The sequence below is a fragment of the Silvania confinis genome, from assembly GCF_025564085.1.
Classification (GTDB): Bacteria; Pseudomonadota; Gammaproteobacteria; order Enterobacterales; family Enterobacteriaceae; genus Enterobacter; species Enterobacter confinis.
In genome coordinates, this window is record NZ_JAMGZJ010000060.1 from 1 (window position 1) to 24,626 (window position 24,626).

Sequence of the window (24,626 nt, forward strand, 5' to 3'; positions counted from 1 at the left end):
AGGTGGCGTATATTACGCTTTCCTCTTTCAGAGTCAAGCGTTTATTTTCGCTTTTCTCTTCAACCGAACCGGCTGTTTGTGTGAAGTGATTCACATGTTCCGTGTCGATGGAGGCGCATTATAGGGAGTTATCCGGCGCTGACAAGCGGAAAAAGACAAATTTATTTCAACCGCTCATCTTTTCGCCATAACGCCTGCTTTTACTGCTTTTTGAGGGTTGCCGGCAGCTCTGCCAGGCTATTAATCACCCAATCGGCTGCATTTTCTGCTTCTGGCGTGACGGGTTTACCTGTACGCACCAGAACTTTATGACCGATACCTGCAGCCGCAGCCGCCTGCATGTCTTCCAGTTTGTCGCCCACCATATATGAAGCGCTCAAATCAATATCAAGGAACTCTTGCGCAGAGATGAACATGCCCGGGTGCGGTTTACGGCAATCGCACGTCTGGCGATACTCTTCAACGGTGCCCTGCGGATGATGCGGACAATAATAGATACCGTCGAGGTCAACGCCACGATCGGCCAGCGACCAGTCCATCCATTCGGTCAAAGTCTCAAACTGCGCTTCGGTGAATTTACCGCGTGCGATGCCAGACTGGTTGGTGACCACCACCAGCGCATAGCCCATCTCTTTCAATTCACGCATGGCATCTATTACGCCATCGATGAATTCGAATTCATCTATCTCATGCACGTAACCGTGATCGACATTAATTGTGCCGTCACGATCGAGAAAAATTGCGGGTACTGATTTCGCCACCGGTTTGCTCCTGAAAAGGGGTGTCTTAGTAGTATCTCATGAATCACTGCGCAATAAAGTGCTCATCACACAGAGTTGGATTGATTTAGACGTCTGGATGCCTTAACATCCGTTTTGTTGACGGTCATCGCCGGTATCAGGCAGCATAAAATGCCACGACTCACTTACATACGATAAAAATAATCTAATGATTAAACTTTCGAATATCACCAAAGTGTTCCAGCAAGGGACCCGTACCATTCAGGCGTTGAACAACGTTAGCCTGCATGTTCCGGCTGGACAGATTTATGGCGTCATTGGCGCCTCAGGTGCAGGTAAAAGCACACTCATTCGTTGCGTTAACCTGCTCGAACGTCCAACAGAGGGCGTGGTCCAGGTTGATGATCAGGATCTGACTCAGCTCTCCGAAACAGAATTAACCAAAGCACGCCGTCAGATTGGCATGATTTTCCAGCACTTTAATCTGCTGGCTTCCCGCACCGTGTTTGGTAATGTTGCCTTACCGCTGGAGCTGGACAACACCCCAAAGGACGAGATCAAACGTCGCGTGAAGGAACTGCTGGATCTGGTCGGTCTGAGCGATAAGCACGATGTTTATCCCGCGAACTTATCCGGTGGCCAAAAGCAGCGTGTGGCCATTGCCCGCGCGCTGGCAAGTAACCCAAAAGTCCTGCTGTGCGATGAAGCCACCAGCGCATTGGATCCAGCAACGACCCGCTCGATTCTGGAACTGTTGAAAGACATTAACCGTCGTCTGGGGCTGACCATTCTCCTTATTACCCACGAAATGGATGTCGTCAAACGCATCTGCGACTGCGTGGCAGTGATCAGCAACGGTGAGTTGATTGAACAAGACACCGTAAGCGAAGTGTTCTCGCATCCGAAAACCCCGCTGGCGCAGCAGTTTATCCAGGCCACATTGCATCTGGATATTCCGGAAGATTATCAGGCACGTTTAAAAAGCACGCCGCAAGCCGACAGTGTTCCCATGCTGCGCATGGAATTTACCGGTAAATCCGTGGATGCGCCGCTGCTGTCTGAGACCGCGCGTCGCTTCAACGTGAACAACAACATTATTAGCGCGCAGATGGATTATGCCGGTGGCGTGAAGTTCGGCATTATGCTGACCGAAATGCATGGCACGCAACAGGACACGCAAGCCGCTATCGCCTGGCTGCAAGAACATCATGTAAAAGTAGAGGTACTGGGTTATGTCTGAGCCAATGATGTGGTTGCTGGCGCGCGGCGTATGGGAAACGCTGGCGATGACCTTTGTATCCGGCTTTTTCGGTTTTGTGATTGGTCTGCCGGTAGGCGTGCTGCTGTACGTCACGCGTCCGGGCCAAATTATTGAGAATGCCAAACTTTATCGCACCCTTTCGGCGCTGGTGAATATCTTCCGTTCCATCCCCTTCATTATTCTGTTGGTGTGGATGATTCCCTTTACCCGCGTTATCGTGGGTACGTCTATCGGCCTGCAAGCAGCAATTGTTCCGCTGACTGTAGGCGCCGCGCCGTTTATTGCGCGTATGGTGGAAAACGCACTGTTAGAGATCCCAACGGGTCTGATTGAAGCCTCACGCGCAATGGGCGCTACGCCAATGCAGATTGTGCGCAAGGTCTTACTGCCAGAAGCACTGCCAGGTCTGGTCAATGCAGCGACCATCACCCTGATTACCCTGGTGGGTTATTCAGCGATGGGCGGTGCAGTGGGTGCCGGCGGTTTAGGTCAGATCGGCTATCAGTATGGCTACATTGGCTACAATGCTACGGTGATGAATACCGTACTGGTGCTGCTGGTCGTGCTGGTTTACCTCATTCAACTCTCTGGCGATCGCATCGTCCGGACTGTTACGCACAAGTAACGTTACATACAACACAAACTCGACGAGTTAAGGATAAAAACATGGCGTTTAAATTGAAGACTTTTGCTGCGGTAGGCGCATTGATCGGTTCTCTGGCTCTGGTGGGTTGCGGTCAGGACGAAAAAGATCCAAATCACATCAAAGTAGGCGTCATCGTCGGTGCGGAACAGCAGGTTGCAGAAACGGCAGCCAAAGTTGCAAAAGAGAAGTATGGCCTCGACGTCGAACTGGTGACCTTCAACGACTACGTTCTGCCTAACGAAGCGCTGAGCAAAGGCGATATCGATGCCAACGCCTTCCAGCACAAACCTTACCTGGATCAGCAGATCAAGGATCGTGGCTACAAGCTGGTTGCAGCGGCTAACACCTTCGTTTATCCGATTGCTGGCTACTCCAAAAAAATCAAATCTGTTGATGAACTGCAGGACGGTTCGCAGGTTGCAGTCCCGAACGATCCAACCAACCTTGGCCGTTCTCTGCTGCTGCTGCAGAAAGTGGGCCTGATCAAACTGAAAGATGGCGTAGGTCTGCTGCCAACCGTTCTGGACGTGACCGAGAACCCAAAAAATCTGAAAATTGTTGAACTGGAAGCACCTCAGCTGCCACGTTCTCTGGATGACGCACAGATTGCACTGGCGGTTATCAACACCACCTACGCCAGCCAGATTAACCTGACCCCGGCGAAAGACGGTATCTTCGTTGAAGATAAAAACTCTCCGTACGTAAACCTGATCGTGACGCGCGAAGACAATAAAGATGCCGAAAACGTGAAGAAATTCGTTCAGGCTTATCAGTCTGATGAAGTTTACCAGGAAGCGAACAAAGTCTTTAACGGTGGTGCAGTTAAAGGCTGGTAATCTGACCTTTGTGTAATATCATTCAGGACGGGCGTAAGCCCGTCTTGTCATTTATGCAGGCAACTGATTCAATATCTGACGATTTGATTATTCACTGAGGAATTACTATGCGTGCTTTACCGATCTGTCTTTTAGCGCTGATGCTGAGCGGCTGTTCCATGCTAAGCAGATCTCCTGTTGAACCTGTTAAAAGCACAGCAACCCCGCCTAAAGCAGAGCCAGAGAAACCGAAAGCGCCGCGCCCTGCCCCGGTCAAAATCTATACCAACGCCGAAGAGTTAGTGGGTAAACCTTTCCGCGACCTCGGTGAAGTCTCCGGCGATTCTTGCCAGGCCAGCAATCAGGACTCTCCTCCGAATATCCCTACTGCGCGTAAACGCATGCAGGTTAATGCCTCTAAAATGAAGGCCAACGCCGTCCTGCTGCACAGCTGTGAAGTGACCAGCGGCACGCCGGGCTGCTACCGTCAGGCTGTTTGCGTAGGTTCAGCCCTTAACGTATCGGCGAAATGAGTGCTTTCCAGTTCGAGCAGATAGGCGTTATCCGTTCTCCTTATAAAGAGAAGTTTGCCGTGCCGCGCCAGCCAGGTCTGGTGAAAAGCGGCGGTGGTGAACTTCACTTGATAACGCCGTATAACCAGGCCGATGCCGTGCGCGGACTGGAAGCATTTAGCCACCTGTGGGTGCTGTTTATCTTTCATCAGACCATGGCTGGCGGCTGGCGTCCGACCGTGCGCCCGCCCCGTCTGGGCGGTAATGCCAGAATGGGCGTCTTTGCTACCCGATCAACCTTCCGGCCGAACCCTGTCGGGATGTCGCTGGTCGAGTTAAAGGGCATCCGCTGTCAGAAAGACCAGGTGATCCTTGAGCTTGGTAGCCTGGATCTGGTGGATGGCACGCCGGTGGTGGATATCAAACCTTACCTGCCGTTTGCTGAAGCCATACCGGATGCTCGCGCAAGCTATGCCCAACAGGCACCGCAGGCAGATATGCCGGTGTACTTTACTGATGCGCTGACCGCACAACTCGCACTGTTGGAAAAGCGCTACCCTCGCCTGCAGGATTTTATCGTCGATGTACTGGCGCAAGACCCCCGTCCGGCCTACCGCAAAGAGGAAGCGGCCGGGAAAACCTACGCCGTTATGCTGCTGGATTTTAACGTTCGCTGGCGTGTCACCGAAGCAGGCTTCGAAGTGTTTGCCCTGGAAGCGCAGTAATTTTATTGTCCTCTCTTTTGGCATCATGGCCACACTGGTAAACTAAACCACTTTTTTGTGTCAGGCTGATCTGTCAGCCTGTTCCAATCGTCGAAATGGAACCGTAACTACATGCGTACTAGCCAATATCTGCTCTCCACTCTGAAGGAGACGCCAGCCGACGCCGAAGTCATCAGCCATCAGCTGATGCTGCGCGCCGGGATGATCCGCAAGCTGGCCTCCGGGTTGTATACCTGGCTGCCGACCGGCCTGCGCGTCCTGAGAAAAGTCGAAAACATCGTGCGTGAAGAAATGGATAACGCCGGTGCCATTGAGGTGTCCATGCCTGTGGTTCAGCCTGCTGACCTGTGGGTTGAGAGCGGCCGCTGGGAGCAGTACGGTCCGGAATTGCTGCGCTTTGTTGATCGTGGCGAGCGCCCGTTTGTCCTTGGCCCGACTCATGAAGAGGTGATCACCGACCTGATTCGTAACGAGCTGAGCTCTTACAAACAGCTGCCGTTGAACTTCTACCAGATCCAGACCAAATTCCGTGACGAAGTGCGCCCACGTTTTGGCGTAATGCGCTCCCGTGAATTCCTGATGAAAGATTCCTACTCGTTCCATACCTCACAGGACTCGCTGCAAGAGACCTATGACAAGATGTATGACGCGTACAGCAAAATTTTCACCCGCATGGGTCTGGATTTCCGTGCGGTGCAGGCCGACACCGGTTCTATCGGCGGCAGTGCATCCCATGAGTTCCAGGTTCTGGCGCAGAGCGGCGAAGATGATGTGATCTTCTCCGACACCTCCGACTACGCAGCCAACATCGAGTTTGCCGAAGCGCTGGCTCCGACTGCTCCACGTGCAGCGGCTACCCAGGAAATGACGCTGGTTGATACGCCAAATGCTAAAACCATCGCCGAGCTGGTTGAGCAGTTCAATCTGCCGATTGAGAAAACGGTTAAAACCCTGCTGGTGAAAGCGGTTGAAGGCAGCAGCTACCCACTTGTTGCCCTGCTGGTGCGTGGCGATCATGAGCTGAACGAAGTGAAAGCAGAAAAACTGCCACAGGTTGCCAGCCCGTTAACCTTCGCGACCGAAGCGGACATCCGTGCGGTAGTGAATGCCGGCCCTGGCTCTCTCGGCCCGGTTAATCTGCCAGTTCCGGTGGTTATCGACCGTACCGTAGCCGCCATGAGCGATTTCTCCGCCGGGGCGAACATCGACGGTCAGCATTACTTTGGCATTAACTGGGATCGCGACGCTGCGACGCCAGAAGTGGCCGATATCCGTAACGTGGTCGCAGGCGATCCAAGCCCGGATGGCCAGGGCGTGCTGCAGATTAAACGCGGCATCGAAGTCGGTCATATCTTCCAGTTGGGAACTAAATATTCCCAGGCACTGAACGCAGCGGTACAAGGTGAAGACGGTCGTAACCAAACGCTGACCATGGGTTGCTACGGTATCGGGGTAACGCGCGTGGTGGCTGCAGCAATCGAGCAGAACCATGACGAGCGCGGGATTGTCTGGCCGGACAACATTGCACCTTTCCATGTGGCGATCCTGCCAATGAACATGCACAAGTCCTACCGCGTGCAGGAGCTGGCAGAGAAACTGTACAGCGAGCTGCGTGCACAGGGTATCGAAGTGCTGATGGACGACCGTAAAGAGCGTCCGGGTGTGATGTTTGCCGATATGGAACTGATCGGGATCCCACACACTGTGGTGATTGGCGACCGTAACCTCGATAACGAAGAAATTGAGTACAAATATCGTCGCAACGGCGAGAAGCAGATGATCAAAACCAGCGAAATCCTGGATTATCTGGTGAAAGCGATTAAGGCATAAGCCACAAAAAACCCCGCTGATGCGGGGTTTTTTATGTCAGCTATTTGCTGTCGCAGTTTTTGCCGGGTTCAAACCTGGCGTCTCTGTCTGGCACCATCGTTTTAACGCTTTCTCCGCTGTCCGGATTGGGCTCCAGAGTAAAATGCCCGTCCACCGTCAGCAGCAACGGTTTGCTATCACTGCCACGCGCCGCCGCATAATCCCGTTCCAGCTGGGCGTTATTGGTCACGCTCACCTTTTTACCCGTCATACAGTCGGTGAAGATCGCCGCATCCGCCATATAGAAATACATCCCCCGCATCGCCATCGGCGTGGACGGTAGCGCGGCACTCGCTGGCTCAAGCGTGTAGTTCAGCTGCGAATCAATAGGGTTGCCTTCACGATCCAGCATCTCGAGTGCTGCACCTTTGGCGTGGAAATAGTGTTTTTCGCCATCGGTCGCCGTAAGTACCAGCTTGTCGGCCGTACGTGCCCAGCTGCCGTAGGTGGCAAATGAGGACGGCGCTTTTGCGCCCTGATAGTGCTGATTCATGACCCAGCTACCGTCTGTTTCCAGAAACAGCGAGGTTTCGATGCCTTCACAATCGGCACAAGGCAACACGCCGCGCCAGCTTTGCTGCATCGGTTTTAACGCTTCTGCATGACTGGACCCCAGCGCCTGCACTTCCGTGCGATTATGACATCCCATCAGAACCAACAGCGCACCTGCTGCCATCACTGAAAATATCGCTGTTTTCACCCTAAATTCCTTATGTATTCCCGACTAATCCTGAGGGCGGCGCACTTTGCCACGCAGTGACTTAACCGTCGATTTCTGCGATTTCGAAGACAGGCGACGCTCTTTCGATGCGCGTGTCGGACGGGTTGCCCGACGACTTTTTTGTACTGTGGTTAACTCTTGTATCACTGCCACCAGCCGGGAAAGCGCCGCTTCACGGTTCATCTCCTGGCTACGGTACTCCTGCGCCTTAATGATAATCACACCCTCGCTGGTGATCAGATGATGGCTGGCGGCCAGCAGGCGTTCTTTATAATACTCTGGCAGGCTGGATGCCCGAATGTCAAAGCGCAGATGGATAGCCGTTGAGGCTTTGTTCACATGCTGCCCACCCGCTCCCTGTGCGCGGATCGCCGTTATTTCGACTTCGCTATCAGGAAGGGTGACCGTTCGGGACAATACAATCATGAACGTGACTGCCAGGCGTCGAGATGAATTTCCAGATTATTCTCAGCATCCGATAACCAGATGGCACCGTCCTGGATCGTGGCCTGCAGGATCATGGTCCGCCCGGCAAATGCACTTAGCTGCGCCAGTTGCTCATCATCCAGATACCAGACCGACAGATTGTTAAACTGCGCACATTTGTTCTTGTGCTGCTGCCACCAGATTTCCGCCGCGCGGCTGTTATAGGCAAATAAAGCCACTTCACCCGCCTGGGTGCAGGCTTTCTTGATGCGGCGTTCATCCGGCAGTCCGAGCTCAATCCAGAGATCAATCCCCAGATGATCGTTGAGCTGCCAGGCTTCCGGCTCATCTTCCGCACTCAGTCCGCGGGTAAACTGCAGCCGGTCGTTGGCATATTTAATCCATGCCAGCAGGCGCAGCATCATGCGCTCCTGGGTTTCAGAAGGGTGACGCGCCAGCGTCAAGGTCGCATCAAGAAACTGGTTGCGATCTAAATCCGCCACATTGACCGTGGCTTTGTAAATTGTCGCTTTAAGCGCCATGAGAGAACTCCTTTCGAATCAGGTGCGCATTGTAGCGAAATATCCATAAAAAGGCTGTTATAGCCTCGCGAATGTCTGTGACATCAACCTGCTGATATTGCTTAAATGAGTATGGTATAGTCACCTTGCTAAACCGAGTTTATCTTCGTAGGCTTAAGGGTATCTCACAGTAAAGTCAGTGCGCTGGCAGGAGGGGATGTGAATAATTATTGTGAGCTAATTCGCAAACGGTATGCGGAAATTGCCAGCGGCGATCTGGGGTATATCCCTGATGCGTTGGGCTGTGTATTGAAAGTTCTGAATGAAATCGCATCAGATGATACGCTTTCAGAGTCGATCAGAGAAAAAGCGGCATATGCTGCTGCGAATTTACTGGTGAGCGATTATGTCAATGAATGATACCTATCAACCCATCAATTGTGATGACTATGACAACCTCGAACTTGCCTGCCAGCACCATTATATCCTGGCGCTGGCACTCAAAGATGGCGAGGTTCTGAAGGCGAAGGCGAGCGATCTGGTCTCCCGTAAAAACGTGGAGTATCTGGTGGTGGAAGACGGCGGCGCAACCCGCGAACTCCGTCTCGATAAAATTGCCAGCTTCAGTCATCCCGAAATCGGCACCGTCGTGGTGAGCGAGTCCTGATAGTGTGTGACGGGCGGCCTGCTGCCCGTTACGCTTTCCACTCCAGCTGTACGCCCTTCCCGCTTTCATCCACGCCATCCAGGGTAACGAACACTCCAGCCGCCGCCACCAGCGTCTCGCCGTAAAACAGCAGCGGTGTGCTATCACGCAGCCAGGGAGCAACGTTCAACTCCTGCCAGATTTTTTTAATCTTACGCCCACCGTTTCGCCCAACAATGTGCAAGGTTCCGCTGGCACGAAAACGCACCGTGACCGGCTCATCAGACTGCGGTAAACGCAGATCGCCATTCGCTGTCAAAGACAGCGTACCCAGCCCCAGCGGCAACAGCAGCGGCGCGAATGGACGATGCCAGTCGATAATCTGGTCGGCCAACGAGGGCTGGCATTTCACCCACCACAGCCGATCCTTAAAGCGTCTGATTTCAGCCTCACCGCAACGCAGTCGCGGTGCGGCATCTTCCCGGGCCAGCGCCACTTCGTCCCAGAGCCGATTCAGCAGCGCGCGCGAGGGCATTAATCCCCCGTGCCCGGCAATCCAGCGCCGCAGCATGGCCGCCCGGCGCACGGCACTCATTGCCCGCAGCGGCGCAATAGTCAGCGAGCCGTCGTCACAGACTAATGACGCCAGTTCCTCTGCCAGCAGTTCATCCAGCAGCTGTTCCTGCTCTGCGCAGAGCTCAGCGCTGCGCGTCGTGGCTTGCGCAAAATGCGGCCAGCGTGCGGCCAGCAACGGCAGCACGCGCAGACGCAGAAAATTGCGGTCATAGCCATCATCCTGATTGCTTTCATCCTCAATCCAGCGCAAACCTTGATGCTGTGCCCAGTGCAGGAGTGATTCGCGTGCCTCATTGAGCAGCGGGCGAAGCTGTTCGGTATCGGCAAAACGAGCTCGGGCAGGCATACCCGACAGCCCCGCAGGGCCGCTACCGCGCTTGAGCGCCAGCAGGAAGGTTTCGCACTGATCGTCCTGATGCTGCGCCGTGACCAACGCTTCATCAGGCAACAGCGCATCGCGAAAAGCGGCATAGCGCGCTTTACGCGCCTGCGCCTCGATGCCCAAACCCTCTTCGACTAGCGTCACGCGTGCCACAATCAGGGGAATGCGCCATTCGCGGCAAACGTTCTCGCAGTGGGCGGCCCAGCTATCGGCATTCGGGCTCAGCCCGTGATGAATATGGATAGCGCGCAGTTCAAGGCCGGGATCCTGTTCCCGCACCTGCATCAGGCGATGCAGCAGAACGGTAGAATCCAGCCCACCGCTAAATCCCACCAGCAGACGGCGGTACGGATCGATAGCGTGATGCAGAACAGGTATGGTCATTGTCATTTTTTATACAGGAAGATGCCCGGCAAATTACCGGGCATTGCAATGGGAGGCAAGTGTTACTGCTGATACAGCTCCAGCGGCAGGCCATCCGGATCGTTGAAAAAGGTGAAGCGTTTGTCGGTAAACGGATCGATACGAATGGCTTCGCATTTTACGCCATGCGACTCGAGATGCTGCACCGCCTGGTCGATGTCATCCACGCTGAAGGCAAGATGACGCAGGCCACAGGCTTCTGGTCGTGACGGGCGCGCCGGCGGAAAAGGGAAAGAAAACAGCTCAATAACATACTGGCCGTTCAGCGCCAGATCGCCCTTCCAGGAGTCGCGCTCTTCACGATAAAACTCACTCTGCAGGGTAAAACCCAGCGTATCGCAGTAGAACGCCTTACTGACGGCATAGTTGGACGCAATAATTGCAATATGGTGAACCTGCTTTAAACCCAGCATAGCCTCTCCTTTTTAGTGTGCCTGAACGGTATATCCGAAAGCCCGCGTCACGCAAGCGGTCATTGCGCTTTTAGGACCCTTACCCGGTAGATGCCGTTTTCATCGCGTTTCGCGCCGTGAATATCGGTTTCAAAGCCCGGATAATGACGTCCGATAGAGCAGAGCATCAGCAGAAAATCGAGCACCGCCCGGCTCTGTTCGGTGATCATCTCTCCAGGCATCAACAGCGGAACGCCCGGGGGATAAGGCAGGATCATGTTGGCGGAGATCCTGCCGACCAGATTTTCAAGTTCGACCGTTTCGACCTCACCGCGAACCTGACGCTGCCAGGCATGGTGCGGCGTGAGCTTCATTTCCGGCAGGACATCAAAGGCCTGTAGCATCAGGCGCGGCAAATCGTGCTGGCGGATCAGCCGGTGGATCCCCTGCGCCAAATCCTGGATCCGCATATTGCGGTAATAATCAGGATCCTCGGCATACAGATCCGGCAGCATGTTCCTGACCCGCAAATTGAGATCGTAGGCGCGCTTGAACTCCATTAGCCCACGCAGCAGCCCCATCGCCCGGGTCTTATCGATGCCGATACTGAACAGAAACAGCAGATTATACGGCCCGGTTTTTTCTACCACCACGCCGCGTTGATCGAGGAATTTCGCCACCAGCGCCGCCGGGATCCCCTCTTCACTCATTACCCCCTGCTCGTCCATGCCCGGCGTCAGGATCGTCACTTTGACCGGATCGAGGAACATATGATCCGCATCAGCGTCGCGAAAGCCGTGCCAGCTCTCTCCCGGCGCCACCGGCCAGCACTCGGCTTCTTCAATCTCGTTCGGCTGCCAGATATCGAAGAACCAGCCTTCGGCTTCGTCCTTCAGGCGCTGCACCTCTTTACGAAAATGCAGTGCCCGCTCCACCGAGCGATTGATCAGCCGTTTACCCGGATTACCACGCAGCATTGCTGCGGCGGTTTCAATCGAGGCCACCAGCGGATAGCTCGGTGACGTGGTGGTGTGCATCATATAGGCTTCGTTGAAGGTCTCTTCATCGTAGTCACCTTTTATGTGGATCAGCGAGGCCTGCGAAAAAGCTGCCAGCATTTTGTGCGTGGACTGGGTTTCAAAGAACACTTTTCCCGGCACCCGCTCGCCGCTCATTCCACTTTTACCGGCATAAATCGGATGGAAATTAGTGTAGGGCACCCACGCCGAATCAAAATGGATCGAGGGAACGTCCAGCGTCTGCTTGACCCAGTTGGTGTTATACAGCAGGCCGTCATAGGTGGAGTTGGTGATCACCGCATGCACCGGCCAGCTTGCCCCGGGAACGGAGGCCACTTTGCCTTCAATGGCAGCAGGGGAAAATTCACGCCGCGGGATCCCGCCGAGAATGCCCAGCGCGTTACGCGTAGGTGATAGCCAGAGTGGGATCACATCGCTCATCATCAGCAGGTGGGCCAGCGATTTGTGACAGTTGCGGTCTATCAGCACCGTACTTCCAACCGGAGCGGCATACATACCGACAATCTTGTTTGATGTCGAGGTGCCGTTGGTCACCATATAGCTCTGCTCAGCGCCAAAGGTGCGGGCGATATACTCTTCCGCTTCCAGATGCGGGCCGGTATGGTCCAACAGCGATCCCAGTTCGGTGACCGAGATCGACACATCCGCTTTTAAGGTATTGCCGCCAAAGAAATCATAAAACAGGCATCCCACCGGACTTTTCTGGTAGGCGGTTCCCGCCATATGACCCGGCGTACAAAAAGTATATTTCCCCTCCTTCACATAGGTGAAAAGTGCGCGGGTAAACGGCGGGGTGATGTTATCCAGATACTCGCTGGTGTATTGCTGAATGCGGGTCGCAATGTCGTCCGCGACGCCCAGTGAATACTCAAAAAACCACAGCGCCATGCGCATATCATGCGCGCTGACGTCCATCGTGGAGTGGGTATTGATAAAGGCATACAGCGGCAGGTACTCATTGAGCCGATTGATATCGCTGCATAATTCCAGATCGTACTCATCCCAGTCGAAAATGACGCCACAGATACGCGGGTTGTGTTCGATGAATTTCAGCAAATCGGCACTGTTGTGTGGCCAGATGAGTTGATAACCACGCGAGGCTAACGCCTGCTCCAGCTCCTTGATGGGTTCATCTTTATAAAAGACGCCGTGCGGCCCCATAATGGCAATGATGTTCACGGTATACCTCCTTAAAAAACATTCACTAAGCATAGTTGAGGTAAACGGCAGGCATAAAAAAAGCCGCAACAGTGTGCGGCTTTTTAAGATTAATGTGCGGCTTATGCGTAGCCGTAGCTCATCAAACGCTGATAACGACGATTAAGCAGCTCTTCTTTGCTCAACACATCAAGATCGGCGAGATCAGCCAGTAATTGAGCCTTCAGGGACGCAGCTATCACTTCTGGCTTACGATGTGCACCACCCAGCGGTTCTGGAATGATAGAGTCGATAAGCTTCAGCTCTTTCAGACGCGTGGCAATAATGCCCATCGCTTCCGCAGCCAGCGGGGCTTTATCGGCGCTTTTCCACAGAATGGATGCACAGCCTTCCGGGGAAATAACGGAATAGGTGCTGTACTGCAGCATATTCACTTTATCGCCCACGCCAATTGCCAGTGCGCCACCGGAACCACCTTCACCGATAACGGTACAGATAACCGGTACGCTCAGGCGCGACATTTCGCGCAGATTGCGGGCAATCGCTTCGGACTGACCGCGCTCTTCTGCGCCCACGCCCGGATAGGCACCAGGGGTGTCGATGAAGGTGACGATCGGCATATTAAAACGCTCGGCCATCTCCATCAGACGCAGTGCTTTACGGTAACCTTCTGGGGCAGGCATCCCGAAATTACGGCGAATTTTTTCTTTGGTTTCGCGCCCTTTCTGGTGGCCAATGATCATGACTGGACGACCGTCGAGACGCGCAATGCCGCCGACAATAGCTTTATCGTCTGCATAGGCACGATCGCCTGCCAGTTCGTCAAACTCATCAAATGCCAGGCGGACATAATCCAGGGTGTACGGACGCTGAGGATGGCGCGCCAGTTGGGCAACCTGCCATGCGCCAAGATCGGCAAAGATTTTGCGCGTCAGTTCTACGCTTTTTTCACGCAGACGATGCACTTCTTCGTCGATGTTAATATCCAGTTTTTCATCCTGACGGCTCACGGCGGTCAGAGAATCGATTTTCGCTTCCAGCTCTGCAATCGGCTGTTCGAAATCAAGGAAATTCAGACTCATAGTATTCCTGTATTAGTCAAACTCCAGTTCCACCTGCTCCGAACCAATAAGGCCACGGAGATCGTTTAGTAAACGATCGCTCGGAGAGACACGCCACGTTGCACCAAAGCGCAATCGCGCACGTGCATCCGCCCTCTGATAGTAGAGATGTACTGGAATGGTCCCCGAACGATGGGGTTCCAGAGACTGACGGAGTCGGTTTAAAAGCTGGTCATCAATTTGCCTGTCCGTCAGCGAGATAGCAAGCCCGCGAGCATATTTTTCCCGGGCTTCGTCAATATCCATCACTTCACGGGCCATCATTTTAAGCCCACCACTGAAGTCATCAAAGCTGACCTGTCCGCTGACGATAAGTATGCGGTCGTTTTCCAGCAAATGCTGGTATTTTTCCAGTGCTTCGGTGAATAACATCACTTCCAGCCGCCCGGAGCGGTCATCCAGCGTACAGATGCCGATGCGATTGCCGCGCTTGGTGACCATTACCCTTGCTGCAATCACGAGCCCAGCCGCCGTGGTCATTTTACCACGTTCGGTCGGATGCATGTCTTTAAGCCGATAGCCGCCGACATAGCGCTCAATTTCTTTCAGATACTGGTTGATGGGGTGTCCGGTCAGATACAGACCTAACGTTTCACGCTCCCCTTCCAGTACAGTATGTTCTGGCCACGGTTGGCAATTGGCATAGGATTGCTCGATTTGTTCCGGCTCTTCTGCCAGCACGCCAAACATATCTGCCTGACCAATGGCCTCGGCTTTAGAGTGCTGATCGGCCGCTTTGAGCGCATCGGCCAGCGAGTTCATCAGCGCGGCGCGGTGCGGCCCCAGGCGGTCGAACGCCCCGGACATGATCAGCTTTTCCAGCACCCGACGGTTAAGCTTTTTGATATCGGTTCGCGCGCACAGGTCGAACAGCTCGCGGAAATACCCGCCCTGGTTACGCGCTTCGATAATGGCTTCGATGGGGCCTTCGCCCACGCCTTTTATCGCACCAATACCATAGACAATTTCCCCGTCGTCATTAACGTGGAAGTGATACTGCCCCGAGTTAATATCCGGCGGCAGGATTTTAAGCCCCATTCGCCAGCATTCATCTACCAGGCCTACCACCTTCTCGGTGTTGTCCATATCGGCGGTCATTACCGCGGCCATAAACTCTGCCGGGTAGTGCGCTTTCAGCCACAGCGTCTGGTACGAGACCAGTGCGTAGGCTGCGGAGTGCGATTTGTTAAACCCGTATCCAGCGAATTTCTCCACCAGATCGAAGATTTTCATCGCCAGTTCGCCATCAACGCCATTTTTTATCGCCCCTTCTTCGAAGGTGCCGCGCTGCTTGGCCATCTCTTCCGGCTTTTTCTTACCCATTGCGCGACGCAGCATATCCGCCCCGCCGAGGGTATAACCAGAGAGTTCCTGGGCGATCTGCATCACCTGTTCCTGATACAGGATGATGCCGTAGGTCGGTTCCAGTACCGGTTTCAGGCATTCGTGCTGCCACTGAACATCCGGATAGGAGAGCTCTTCACGGCCGTGTTTACGGTCGATAAAGTTGTCTACCATCCCCGACTGTAGCGGGCCCGGACGGAACAGGGCCACCAGCGCGATCATGTCTTCAAAACAGTCGGGCTGCAGACGTTTAATTAGATCCTTCATGCCGCGGGATTCAAGCTGGAAGACTGCGGTGGTTTCCGAGCGCTGCAGCATGTCGAAGCTTTTTTTATCCTCCAGCGGGATCGCTGCGATATCAATCGGCTCCAGACCCAGTTTTGCCCGGCGCGGATTGATCATCTTCAGCGCCCAGTCGATGATAGTAAGCGTACGCAGACCGAGGAAGTCGAACTTCACCAGACCGGCGTACTCTACATCGTTCTTATCGAACTGGGTAACCGGATGCGACCCGGTTTCGTCGCAGTAAAGCGGCGCGAAATCAGTAATTTTAGTCGGCGCGATCACCACCCCACCGGCATGTTTACCGGCGTTACGGGTGACCCCTTCCAGCTTGCGCGCCATGTCGATCAGCGCTTTAACTTCTTCGTCCGCTTCGTAGATTTCTGGTAGCTGCGGCTCAGCTTCAAAGGCTTTCGCCAGCGTCATGCCCGGATCGGGTGGCACCAGCTTGGAAATACGATCCACGAAGCCGTACGGATGACCCAGCACACGGCCCACGTCACGGATAACCGCTTTCGCCGCCATCGTACCGAAGGTAATAATCTGCGATACCGCGTCGCGGCCGTACATCTCAGCGACGTGATCGATAACCTGGTCGCGTTTCTCCATACAGAAATCGACGTCAAAGTCGGGCATCGAGACACGCTCCGGGTTCAGGAAGCGTTCAAACAGCAGATCAAATTCCAGCGGATCGAGATCGGTAATTTTCAGCGCATACGCCACCAGCGATCCCGCACCTGAACCGCGCCCCGGCCCTACCGGTACGCCGTTGTCCTTCGACCACTGGATAAACTCCATTACGATCAGGAAGTAGCCCGGGAACCCCATCTGGTTGATAACCTGAAGTTCAATGTCCAGACGTTCATCGTAAGGGGGACGCTTCTCGTTACGTTCAGCCTCATCCGGGAACAAAAACTCCAGACGATCTTCGAGCCCTTCCTTCGATTTCAGGACCAGGAAATCTTCCGTCGTCATTTCGCCGGTCGGGAACTGCGGCAGGAAGTACTCGCCCAGACGGACAGTCACGTTACAGCGTTTGGCAATCTCTACGCTGTTTTCCAGCGCTTCCGGGATATCGGAAAATAGCTCGCACATTTCGTCTTCGCTGCGCATGTACTGCTGCGGCGAATAGTTGCGCGGTCGCTTTGGATCATCGAGGGTAAAACCATCGTGGATAGCCACGCGAATTTCATGCGCGTCAAAATCATCGGCGTTGATAAAACGCACGTCGTTGGAGGCCACCACCGGTAAGCCGCGCGCCTCTGCAAGCGCAACAGCGGCATGCAGATAATTCTCTTCATCAGGGCGACCGGTACGGATCAGTTCCAGATAGAAGCGATCCGCGAAGTATTGTTGATAAAAGTCGACGCACTGGTCCGCCAGAGCCGTGTTACCGCGCAGCAAACACCTGCCGACGTCACCCATGCGGCCGCCGGAGATCAGCAGCAGTCCATTGTTCAGCTCCGCCAGCCACTCCCGGTCAATCCACGGGCCCAGCGCGCCGTAGCCCCGCTGATAGGCGCGTGAAATCAACAGGGTCAGGTTCTGATAGCCGTCATTATTCATCGCAATGACGGTGATTTGCGTCATTTCATCGGCGAGCAGTTCGCTCTGAACGTGAAAATCGGCACCTATCACAGGTTTTAATCCGGCACCGTGCGCCGTTCCGTAGAACTTCACCAGACCACACAGGTTGGTAAAATCGGTGATCGCCATGGCAGGCATGCCAAGCGCGGCCGCCTTTTTCACCAGCGGTCCGGTCTTTGCCAGCCCATCAATCATGGAATAGTCGCTGTGCACCCGTAGGTGTACGAAACGTGGTTCAGCCATCTTCAGATTCCGCGTTACTTAGTGCGTCTTGACTCAGGACACCAGTCCCAATGCGCGTTTCACCGGCCCAAAACTGCGGCGGTGGTGTTCAGTTGCGCCATGTTCAGCCAGTCTTTCCAGATGGAAAGCGGTAGGATACCCCTTATGCTGGGCGAAGCCATACTGGGGAAAAGAGAGGTCCAGCGCGGCCATTTCTGCATCGCGCGTGACTTTAGCCACGATCGAGGCGGCGCTGATTTCTGCCACGCGGCTGTCGCCTTTCACCACCGCCATCGACGGCATCGGCAATGCCGGACAGCGGTTGCCGTCGATCAGCACATACTCTGGTGTAATCTTCAGCCCAGCGACGGCGCGCTGCATCGCCAGCATTGTGGCGTGAAGAATGTTCAGGTCGTCAATCTCATGCGGTTCTGCACGGCCCAGGCTCCAGGCCAGTGCTTTCTCGACGATCTCATCGAACAAGGCCAAACGACGCTTTTCGGATAATTTTTTTGAATCGTTAAGACCGATAATCGGACGCGCAGGATCGAGGATCACTGCAGCAGTGACGACAGCACCCACCAGAGGCCCGCGCCCCACTTCGTCCACACCCGCAACCAGATGGGTGTGAGGATAAACAAATTCGATCATCTTGCTAACTCCAGCACCGCGTCAGCTGCCTGCTCATCGGCATTGCAGCGGATCTGCTGATGCAGCTCCCGGAAGGTATCATGCATTTCATGGCTGGTTTTACCGTCCGCCAACAGAGGCAGCAGCGCAGCGGCAAGCGCCTGCGGCTGACATTCATCCTGCAGCAGCTCTTTCACCAGTTCGCGTCGGGCCAGCAGATTTGGCAGTGAAACGTATTCCGTTTTCACCAGCTTTTTTGCCAGCCAGAAGGTGAACGGCTTCATGCGATAACCCACTACCATCGGGCATTTCGCCAGCATGCACTCCAGTGCGGCGGTCCCGGATGCCAGCAGCGCAGCATCGCTGGCCACCATCGCTTCGCGGCCTTTTCCATCAAGCAGATGAACCTGCAGGTCGGGCGCGACTTCGGCTTTAATGCGCTCAAACTGCTCGCGACGTTTGGCATTCACCAGCGGCACGACCACTTCCAGATCCGGGTAGGTCTGGCGCAAAATTTGTGCCGTTTTCAGGAAATCTGCGCTAAGCATTTCTACTTCTGCGCCCCGGCTACCCGGCAGTAATGCCAGACAGTGGGCATCATGCGGAATACCCAGCACGTCGCGGGCCGCGTTCTTATCCGGCTCCAGCGGCATGGCGTCTGCCATGGTGTGGCCGATAAAGCGGCACGGCACGTTAAATTTATCGTAAAACGCTTTTTCGAAAGGCAGGAAGGCTAACACCAGATTCGTCGATCTGCCTATTTTGAAAACGCGTTTCTGTCGCCACGCCCAGACGGACGGACTGACGTAATGAATGGTTTTGATCCCCTGCTTTTTCAGATTCCCTTCGAGGGTAATATTGAAATCAGGTGCATCAATACCGACAAAAACATCGGGCTTGAGTTCGGTAAAGCGGCGCGTCAGATCGGCGCGAATGTGCAGCAAACGGCGCAAGCGCCCCAGCACTTCGACGATACCCATCACAGCCAACTCTTCCATTTCGTACCAGGCTTCACAGCCTTCCGCCTGCATCAGCGGACCGGCGACGCCGACAAAGCGCGCATTTGGAATGCGCGCTTTGAGCGCACGAATAAGACCGGCACCAAGAATATCGCCGGAGGTTTCTCCGGCGACAAGGGCGATCGTAAGCGGGCGACTATCGACCATTAACGAATCAGACCGCGAGTAGAGCGTGCGAAGAATTCGACAAACGCGTTCACTTCAGGGTGCTGCTTCGCCAGTTCGGCGATTTCCGGCTTGGCCTCTTCCAGCGTTTTACCGTTACGGTACAACTGCTTGTACGCGTTACGGATCGCCAGAATCGCTTCACGGCTAAAGCCGCGACGCTTGAGGCCTTCGATGTTGACACCAAACGGCGTCGCATGGTTGCCCTGGGCAATCACATACGGCGGAACGTCCTGCGCCACGCCGGAGCAGCCGCCAACCATCACGTGCGCACCGATGATGCAGAACTGATGGACCGCAGTCATGCCGCCAATGATGGCATGATCGTCAACAGATACGTGACCCGCCAGCGTTGCATTGTTGGCGAGAATGCAGCGGTTACCGATAGTACAGTCATGCGCGATATGCACGTTGACCATAAACAGGTTATCGCTGCCCACCTTCGTCAATTCACCGCCCTGTACTGTGCCACGATGAATGGTGACGCTTTCGCGAATGCGGTTACGATCGCCAATTTCCACACGGGTAGGTTCGCCAGCATATTTGAGATCCTGGTTTACTTCACCGATGGAGGCGAACTGATAGATCTCGTTATCGCGGCCAATGGTCGTATGACCATTCACGACAACGTGAGATTTCAGTACGGTACCCTCACCAATTTCGACATGGGGTCCAACAATACAAAAAGGACCAATGTGGACGTTAGCACCGATAACGGCACCCTCTTCCACAATGGCGGTTGGATGAATAAAGGCGGTTTTATCAATCACGTATCAGGCCTCCCGGCTACGCGCACACATCATGGTAGCTTCGCAAACAACCTTGCCGTCAACCAGAGCTACGCCTTTGAAGCGAGTCAGGCCACGACGCGTTTTTTCAAAAGTTACTTCCATGATCATCTGATCACCAGGCACAACCGGGCGCTTAAAGCGCGCTTCGTCGATACCTGCGAAGTAATAAAGCTCACCCGGCTCCAGTTTACCCACGCTTTTAAACGCCAGAATACCGGTAGCCTGAGCCATCGCTTCCAGGATCAATACGCCCGGGAAGATAGGTTTACCAGGGAAGTGTCCCTGGAAGAATGGCTCATTTACAGAAACATTTTTCACTGCGCGCAGAAAACGACCTTCTTCAAAATCCAGCACACGGTCGACCAGTAAAAACGGGAAGCGGTGCGGCAGAAGTTCTAAAATCTCTTCAATATGCAGAGTATGAGTGTCAGTAGTCAAAATACTCTTCCTGTCAAAATATCTGAATGGCAATAATAACACGGCCTGCCGGTTTATAAGAAAGCCGACAGGCCGGGAAGTGTGCGTTAAATGGATGAACGCTTAGTCTTGTTGATCGATTTTGCGCTCAAGGGCCTTGAGGCGCTTGCTCATATCATCAATATTCATCACCAGAGCAGCAGTTTTACGCCACGCCTTATTAGGCTGCAGCGGAATGCCTGAAGAATAAACGCCCGGTTCGGTGATAGGACGCATAACCATGCCCATTCCCGTGACCGTGACTTTGTCGCATATTTCCATATGCCCGTTAATCACGCTGGCGCCGCCAATCATGCAGTAACGGCCAATCTTCAGGCTACCAGCCATAATGACGCCACCGGCAACTGCGGTATTGTCGCCAATCACAACGTTATGTGCAATCTGGCACTGGTTGTCGATGATAACACCATTACCGATAATCGTGTCATCAAGCGCGCCACGGTCTATCGTCGTGCATGCGCCGATCTCAACACGATCGCCGATGATCACCCGGCCAAGCTGGGGGATCTTCACCCAGTTACCGCGATCGTTGGCATAGCCGAAACCATCTGAACCTATAACGGTGCTGGACTGGATCAGGCACTGTTCACCGATTTCAATCTCGTGATAAACACTGACATTGGCCCATAAGCGAGAGCCAGCACCGATTTTAGTTTTCTTACCCACGAAGCAACCGGCACCGATAACGACGTTATCGCCCAGTTCCACGTCAGATTCGATCACGGCATTTGCGCCAATCGATACGTTGTTACCCACCTTCGCCGTCGGGTCAACCACCGCACTGGGTGCGATGTTTTGCGCCGGCTGCGGCGTGGTATCCAGAATTTGTGCCATACGGGCATACGTCAGGTAGGGGTTCTTCACTACCAGCGCAGCACCTGCGGCAAACGGCAAATCGTCCTGCGTCAGTACGACAGCAGACGCCTGGCAAAGCGCCAGATGTTCACGGTACTTCGGGCTTACCATGAAGGTAATGTTGCCTGCTTTAGCAGATTGCATGGACGCAACAGCGGTGATGACGATATCGCCATCACCGTGTAATTCTGCATCCAACTGCTGAGCTAAATCAGCGAGTCGAATTGAAGGCATTACTTATTTAACCTGTTTCAGGACATCAGCGGTGATGTCTTTAACATCGCTGCTGTTGAATGCAACAGCATTTGCATCAACAACCAGATCGATGCTCTGATCGGCAGCAACTGCTTTCACAGCGGACTGGATACGGGTAACCAGCTTGCCACGTTCTTCGTTAGAACGACGCTGACGATCCTGCTCAAAAGCCTGCGCTTTCTGAGAGAAAGTCTGGCGCTGAGCCATCACGTCTTTCTCCAGCTTGCTGCGGTCGCTCGCCTTCATGGTAGAACCATCGCGCTGCAGACGCTGCATTTTAGTTTGCAGATCTTTTTCCATACCCTGCAACTCGCCTGCACGGCCTTTGAACTCGTTTTCCAGTGTTGCAGAAACACCTGTTTTCTGCGCAACCTGCTGGAATAAGTTACCCATATTGACGATTGCGATTTTGTCCGCTGCCTGAGCAGAAGTAACCATCGCTAAACCGAGACCTGCAGCTAATAACCACTTTTTCACAATTAACTCCTTACCATCCCATTGGTACCCGAAGGTACCGTTCTTTGCGTGGCAAGGCGATCATGCGATCGCCAGTTGTCATCGCTACACTGCCAATACATTCCTTTGCGGCGGGCAATTACCAGGTTTTACCAATGTTAAACTGGAATTGTTCCGCTTTGTCCCCTTCGTATTTCTTAAACGGCTGGGCGTAGGAGAAGACCAACGGCCCCAGCGGTGACATCCATTGTAGTGCGAGACCTGCAGACATACGAATATTGCTCGGATCGCTGTAGTCAGGGATGCCCTCGTTTCTCATCTGCTCGGTGTTATCCCAGTTCGTATCCCACACTGTACCCGCATCTAAGAAGAACGAGGTACGGACTGAGTTAGCATACTTGTCGCTGATAAACGGCGTCGGGGTAATGAACTCGAGGCTGGCAACGCCCATGGCGTTCCCGCCGACGGCGTCATCAGACCGGCAAACATCTGCAGATGACGCTTTGTCACAGTTATCTGTGTCGTTACCGCCATTGTAGACCGCTTTCGGACCAATGTTATTGGACTGGAAGCCACGCACCGTACTCGAACCACCGGCATAGAAGTTTTCATAGAATGGCATCTCTTTGCCACCCAGACCGTCACCATAGCCCCAGCGCGTACGACCCAGAACAACCCACTTGTGATCGTCATCGATTGGGAAGTAAGACGCGGTATCCAGCGTCAACTTATAGAACTCGTTGTCTGAACCCGGAATGGTCACTTTACCGTTCAGGTTGACGCGCGAGCCTTCAGTCGGGAAGAAACCACGGTCGAGACGGTTATAGGTCCAGCCGTAGTTAAAGGTGAAGTCATCTGCAGCAAAACCGTTGTCGTCATTGTTCAGACTCGCAGGTTGCCCAATCGAGTCAAGATAACGCCACATGGCCACCTGCGGCTGCATGTTGGACAGGTCATTATGCACATAACCTAAGCCCGCACGCAGGGTGTTGTATTCGTTAATCGGGAAGCCGAGCGTCCCATCCATACCATAGCTTTTATTGGTATAGGAGGAGAGGTCCGCATCATCAGCTTTAAAGTCGTTATAGAAAATACGACCGCCCAGACTCACACCATCAACGGTGAAGTACGGGTTAGTGATGGAAAGCTCAGAGTAGGTCTGGTAATCGTTCTTGGTTCCGTTGATACCAACGGAATAGCCCGTACCTAACCAGTTATCCTGCTGCACACCAACCTGGAAGCTGATGCCGCTCTCGGTGCCGTAACCGACGCCAAAGTTAAAGCTACCGGTATTACGCTCTTTAACCTTGTAGACGACGTCAACTTGATCCGGTCTGCCCGAGACACGCTGTGTATCGGTATCGACGGTTTCAAAGTAACCCAGACGGTTCAGACGCTCTTTACCCTGATCAACCAGGTCGCTGCCCAGCCACGCCCCTTCCATCTGGCGCATTTCGCGACGCAGTACGGAATCTTTGGAGGTGCTGTTGCCTTCAAAGCGAATCTTACGCACATAGAAACGGTTGCCCGCATCAACGTTGACATGGAGCTTAACGGTTTTATCCGTATCGTTGATTTCAGGCTGAGTCTGCACGCGCGGGTACGCATAACCATAACGGCCGAGCAGCTTTTTAATGCTGTCTTCCATTTTGGTCACTTTCGCACCGCTATAGAGTTCACCCGGCTGCAGTTTCGTCAGGGTCTCAATTTCGGCAGAATGGCCCGCGAGGTTGCCACTCACTTCAACACCCGACAGCTTGTACTGATCGCCTTCGGTAATGTTAACCGTGATGTAGATACCTTTCTTGTCCGGAGTCAGACTGACCTGGGTAGAATCGATGTTGAAACGTGCATAACCGCGGTCCAGATAGTAGCTGCGCAGGGTTTCTAAATCGCCCGCCAGTTTCTGTTTCTGATATTTACGGTCACCCACTACGTTCCACCACGGCACTTCGTCGCGCAGCTGGAAGGTTGAGATCAGTTCATCGGTGCTAAACGCGTGGTTGCCCACGATGTTGATCTGCTGAATCTTCGCGGAGACACCTTCCTGGAACACCAGCTTCAGGTCAACACGGTTACGTGGCAGTGGGGTAACCACCGCTTTTACGCTCGCGCTGTATTTACCGACGCTGTAGTAGAAATCTTCCAGCCCTTTCTCGATATCAGACAGGGTGGTGCGATCCAGAGATTCGCCGACACGGACGCCAGAGGCTTCAAGGTTTTGCTTGAGCATATCGTCTTTCACCGACTTGTTGCCGGAGAATGTGATACTGGCAATCGTCGGACGTTCTTTCACCTGAACCAGCAGCGTATCACCATCGCGCAGGACGCGAACGTCCTCGAAGTTGCCAGTGGCAAACAGCGCGCGAATGGTATTACTAATGTCTTCATCATTAACCGTGTCGCCCTGGCGCACTGGCATACTGAGGAGGGCCGCACCAACGGCGACACGCTGTAGGCCTTCGAAATGAATATCCTTCACTACGAACCCTTCAGCACCGTATACGGTCGCGCTGCTAAACAGCAGCGACGCTATGAGCAACTTTTTCATCGCCATCGTTATTATGCG

24 protein-coding genes are annotated in these 24,626 nt (G+C 53.9%); 8 read left to right on the forward strand and 16 right to left on the reverse strand.

Annotated elements, in window-relative coordinates; all coding sequences use genetic code 11:
• Window positions 1-200 precede the first annotated feature (200 nt).
• Entirely contained in the window at window positions 201-761 is a 561-nt protein-coding gene (gene gmhB, locus M8013_RS00645; protein WP_271265908.1) for a D-glycero-beta-D-manno-heptose 1,7-bisphosphate 7-phosphatase, read from the reverse strand.
• Between the two features lie 187 nt (window positions 762-948).
• On the opposite strand from gmhB, the gene metN reads away from it, so the two are divergent.
• The 6 genes from metN (at window position 949) to proS (ending at window position 6,529) form a co-directional block, all read left to right on the forward strand.
• Window positions 949-1,980, forward strand: a complete 1,032-nt coding sequence (gene metN / locus M8013_RS00650) for a methionine ABC transporter ATP-binding protein MetN (RefSeq protein ID WP_271265909.1) — start codon at window positions 949-951, stop codon at window positions 1,978-1,980.
• A complete protein-coding gene (locus tag M8013_RS00655) occupies window positions 1,973-2,626 on the forward strand; it encodes a methionine ABC transporter permease MetI (RefSeq protein WP_271265910.1) in 654 nt (217 codons plus the stop codon). Before metN ends, M8013_RS00655 begins: the two co-directional genes overlap by 8 nt.
• 41 nt (window positions 2,627-2,667) lie before the next feature.
• Window positions 2,668-3,483: a methionine ABC transporter substrate-binding lipoprotein MetQ gene (gene metQ / locus M8013_RS00660; protein ID WP_271265911.1), complete on the forward strand. Its 816-nt coding sequence runs from the start codon at window positions 2,668-2,670 to the stop codon at window positions 3,481-3,483.
• A 107-nt stretch (window positions 3,484-3,590) separates the two neighbouring features.
• Entirely contained in the window at window positions 3,591-3,995 is a 405-nt protein-coding gene (rcsF, locus tag M8013_RS00665; RefSeq protein ID WP_271265912.1) for an Rcs stress response system protein RcsF, read from the forward strand.
• A complete protein-coding gene (gene tsaA, locus M8013_RS00670; RefSeq protein ID WP_271265913.1) occupies window positions 3,992-4,699 on the forward strand; it encodes a tRNA (N6-threonylcarbamoyladenosine(37)-N6)-methyltransferase TrmO in 708 nt (235 codons plus the stop codon). The genes rcsF and tsaA overlap by 4 nt, the downstream gene beginning before the upstream one ends.
• A 111-nt stretch (window positions 4,700-4,810) precedes the next feature.
• Window positions 4,811-6,529 carry a proline--tRNA ligase gene (gene proS / locus M8013_RS00675; RefSeq protein WP_271265914.1) on the forward strand — a complete coding sequence of 573 codons (1,719 nt, stop codon included), beginning with the start codon at window positions 4,811-4,813 and terminating at the stop codon, window positions 6,527-6,529.
• Between the two features lie 40 nt (window positions 6,530-6,569).
• Here the strand turns inward: proS and nlpE are convergent, their stop codons facing one another.
• Genes nlpE through M8013_RS00690 form a run of 3 tightly spaced genes read right to left on the reverse strand, consistent with a single transcriptional unit; the run spans window position 6,570 to window position 8,257 of the window.
• Complete coding sequence (nlpE, locus tag M8013_RS00680; protein WP_271265915.1) at window positions 6,570-7,268, reverse strand: envelope stress response activation lipoprotein NlpE; 699 nt, start codon at window positions 7,266-7,268, stop codon at window positions 6,570-6,572.
• Between the two features lie 24 nt (window positions 7,269-7,292).
• A complete protein-coding gene (gene arfB / locus M8013_RS00685; protein WP_271265916.1) occupies window positions 7,293-7,715 on the reverse strand; it encodes an alternative ribosome rescue aminoacyl-tRNA hydrolase ArfB in 423 nt (140 codons plus the stop codon).
• Window positions 7,712-8,257: a YaeQ family protein gene (locus M8013_RS00690; protein WP_271265917.1), complete on the reverse strand. Its 546-nt coding sequence runs from the start codon at window positions 8,255-8,257 to the stop codon at window positions 7,712-7,714. Before M8013_RS00690 ends, arfB begins: the two co-directional genes overlap by 4 nt.
• A gap of 198 nt (window positions 8,258-8,455) precedes the next feature.
• Here M8013_RS00690 and M8013_RS00695 point away from each other — a divergent pair, with 198 nt between their 5' ends.
• Both M8013_RS00695 and rof read left to right on the forward strand, forming a co-directional pair.
• Window positions 8,456-8,656, forward strand: coding sequence for a YaeP family protein (locus M8013_RS00695; protein ID WP_271265918.1), 201 nt, complete (start codon window positions 8,456-8,458; stop codon window positions 8,654-8,656).
• Window positions 8,643-8,903 carry a Rho-binding antiterminator gene (gene rof, locus M8013_RS00700; protein WP_271265919.1) on the forward strand — a complete coding sequence of 87 codons (261 nt, stop codon included), beginning with the start codon at window positions 8,643-8,645 and terminating at the stop codon, window positions 8,901-8,903. Before M8013_RS00695 ends, rof begins: the two co-directional genes overlap by 14 nt.
• 28 nt (window positions 8,904-8,931) lie before the next feature.
• On the opposite strand, the gene tilS is transcribed toward rof, so the two are convergent.
• The 12 genes from tilS to bamA form a co-directional block, all read right to left on the reverse strand.
• Window positions 8,932-10,224 carry a tRNA lysidine(34) synthetase TilS gene (tilS, locus tag M8013_RS00705; RefSeq protein WP_271265920.1) on the reverse strand — a complete coding sequence of 431 codons (1,293 nt, stop codon included), beginning with the start codon at window positions 10,222-10,224 and terminating at the stop codon, window positions 8,932-8,934.
• 62 nt (window positions 10,225-10,286) lie between these two features.
• On the reverse strand, window positions 10,287-10,676 hold the full coding sequence (locus tag M8013_RS00710) for a VOC family protein (RefSeq protein ID WP_271265921.1): 390 nt from the start codon (window positions 10,674-10,676) through the stop codon (window positions 10,287-10,289).
• Between the two features lie 59 nt (window positions 10,677-10,735).
• Window positions 10,736-12,874, reverse strand: coding sequence for a lysine decarboxylase LdcC (locus M8013_RS00715; protein ID WP_271265922.1), 2,139 nt, complete (start codon window positions 12,872-12,874; stop codon window positions 10,736-10,738).
• Window positions 12,875-12,975: 101 nt separating this feature from the next.
• The gene (gene accA, locus M8013_RS00720; protein WP_271265923.1) at window positions 12,976-13,935 is read right to left on the reverse strand and encodes an acetyl-CoA carboxylase carboxyl transferase subunit alpha; all 960 of its coding nucleotides are present in this window, start codon (window positions 13,933-13,935) and stop codon (window positions 12,976-12,978) included.
• A 12-nt stretch (window positions 13,936-13,947) separates the two neighbouring features.
• Window positions 13,948-17,430: a DNA polymerase III subunit alpha gene (gene dnaE, locus M8013_RS00725; protein WP_271265924.1), complete on the reverse strand. Its 3,483-nt coding sequence runs from the start codon at window positions 17,428-17,430 to the stop codon at window positions 13,948-13,950.
• A 33-nt stretch (window positions 17,431-17,463) separates the two neighbouring features.
• Window positions 17,464-18,060, reverse strand: coding sequence for a ribonuclease HII (gene rnhB / locus M8013_RS00730; RefSeq protein ID WP_271265925.1), 597 nt, complete (start codon window positions 18,058-18,060; stop codon window positions 17,464-17,466).
• Window positions 18,057-19,205, reverse strand: a complete 1,149-nt coding sequence (lpxB, locus tag M8013_RS00735) for a lipid-A-disaccharide synthase (RefSeq protein WP_271265926.1) — start codon at window positions 19,203-19,205, stop codon at window positions 18,057-18,059. Before lpxB ends, rnhB begins: the two co-directional genes overlap by 4 nt.
• Window positions 19,205-19,993, reverse strand: a complete 789-nt coding sequence (lpxA, locus tag M8013_RS00740; protein WP_271265927.1) for an acyl-ACP--UDP-N-acetylglucosamine O-acyltransferase — start codon at window positions 19,991-19,993, stop codon at window positions 19,205-19,207. Before lpxA ends, lpxB begins: the two co-directional genes overlap by 1 nt.
• Window positions 19,994-19,996: 3 nt before the next feature.
• Window positions 19,997-20,452: a 3-hydroxyacyl-ACP dehydratase FabZ gene (gene fabZ, locus M8013_RS00745; RefSeq protein ID WP_006817227.1), complete on the reverse strand. Its 456-nt coding sequence runs from the start codon at window positions 20,450-20,452 to the stop codon at window positions 19,997-19,999.
• 102 nt (window positions 20,453-20,554) lie between these two features.
• Complete coding sequence (lpxD, locus tag M8013_RS00750) at window positions 20,555-21,580, reverse strand: UDP-3-O-(3-hydroxymyristoyl)glucosamine N-acyltransferase (RefSeq protein ID WP_271265928.1); 1,026 nt, start codon at window positions 21,578-21,580, stop codon at window positions 20,555-20,557.
• Window positions 21,581-21,583: 3 nt separating this feature from the next.
• Complete coding sequence (gene skp, locus M8013_RS00755; RefSeq protein WP_271265929.1) at window positions 21,584-22,078, reverse strand: molecular chaperone Skp; 495 nt, start codon at window positions 22,076-22,078, stop codon at window positions 21,584-21,586.
• A gap of 118 nt (window positions 22,079-22,196) precedes the next feature.
• Window positions 22,197-24,614, reverse strand: a complete 2,418-nt coding sequence (bamA, locus tag M8013_RS00760) for an outer membrane protein assembly factor BamA (protein ID WP_271265930.1) — start codon at window positions 24,612-24,614, stop codon at window positions 22,197-22,199.
• Window positions 24,615-24,626 lie beyond the last annotated feature (12 nt).

Coding starts and splice junctions, on each gene's coding strand:
- metN (WP_271265909.1), top strand. CDS start 949: ATGATTAAACTTTCGAATATCACCAAAGTGTTCCAGCAAGGGACCCGT.
- M8013_RS00655 (WP_271265910.1), top strand. CDS start 1,973: ATGTCTGAGCCAATGATGTGGTTGCTGGCGCGCGGCGTATGGGAAACG.
- metQ (WP_271265911.1), top strand. CDS start 2,668: ATGGCGTTTAAATTGAAGACTTTTGCTGCGGTAGGCGCATTGATCGGT.
- rcsF (WP_271265912.1), top strand. CDS start 3,591: ATGCGTGCTTTACCGATCTGTCTTTTAGCGCTGATGCTGAGCGGCTGT.
- tsaA (WP_271265913.1), top strand. CDS start 3,992: ATGAGTGCTTTCCAGTTCGAGCAGATAGGCGTTATCCGTTCTCCTTAT.
- proS (WP_271265914.1), top strand. CDS start 4,811: ATGCGTACTAGCCAATATCTGCTCTCCACTCTGAAGGAGACGCCAGCC.
- arfB (WP_271265916.1), bottom strand. CDS start 7,715: ATGATTGTATTGTCCCGAACGGTCACCCTTCCTGATAGCGAAGTCGAA.
- M8013_RS00690 (WP_271265917.1), bottom strand. CDS start 8,257: ATGGCGCTTAAAGCGACAATTTACAAAGCCACGGTCAATGTGGCGGAT.
- rof (WP_271265919.1), top strand. CDS start 8,643: ATGTCAATGAATGATACCTATCAACCCATCAATTGTGATGACTATGAC.
- tilS (WP_271265920.1), bottom strand. CDS start 10,224: ATGACCATACCTGTTCTGCATCACGCTATCGATCCGTACCGCCGTCTG.
- M8013_RS00710 (WP_271265921.1), bottom strand. CDS start 10,676: ATGCTGGGTTTAAAGCAGGTTCACCATATTGCAATTATTGCGTCCAAC.
- accA (WP_271265923.1), bottom strand. CDS start 13,935: ATGAGTCTGAATTTCCTTGATTTCGAACAGCCGATTGCAGAGCTGGAA.
- dnaE (WP_271265924.1), bottom strand. CDS start 17,430: ATGGCTGAACCACGTTTCGTACACCTACGGGTGCACAGCGACTATTCC.
- rnhB (WP_271265925.1), bottom strand. CDS start 18,060: ATGATCGAATTTGTTTATCCTCACACCCATCTGGTTGCGGGTGTGGAC.
- lpxB (WP_271265926.1), bottom strand. CDS start 19,205: ATGGTCGATAGTCGCCCGCTTACGATCGCCCTTGTCGCCGGAGAAACC.
- lpxD (WP_271265928.1), bottom strand. CDS start 21,580: ATGCCTTCAATTCGACTCGCTGATTTAGCTCAGCAGTTGGATGCAGAA.
- bamA (WP_271265930.1), bottom strand. CDS start 24,614: ATGGCGATGAAAAAGTTGCTCATAGCGTCGCTGCTGTTTAGCAGCGCG.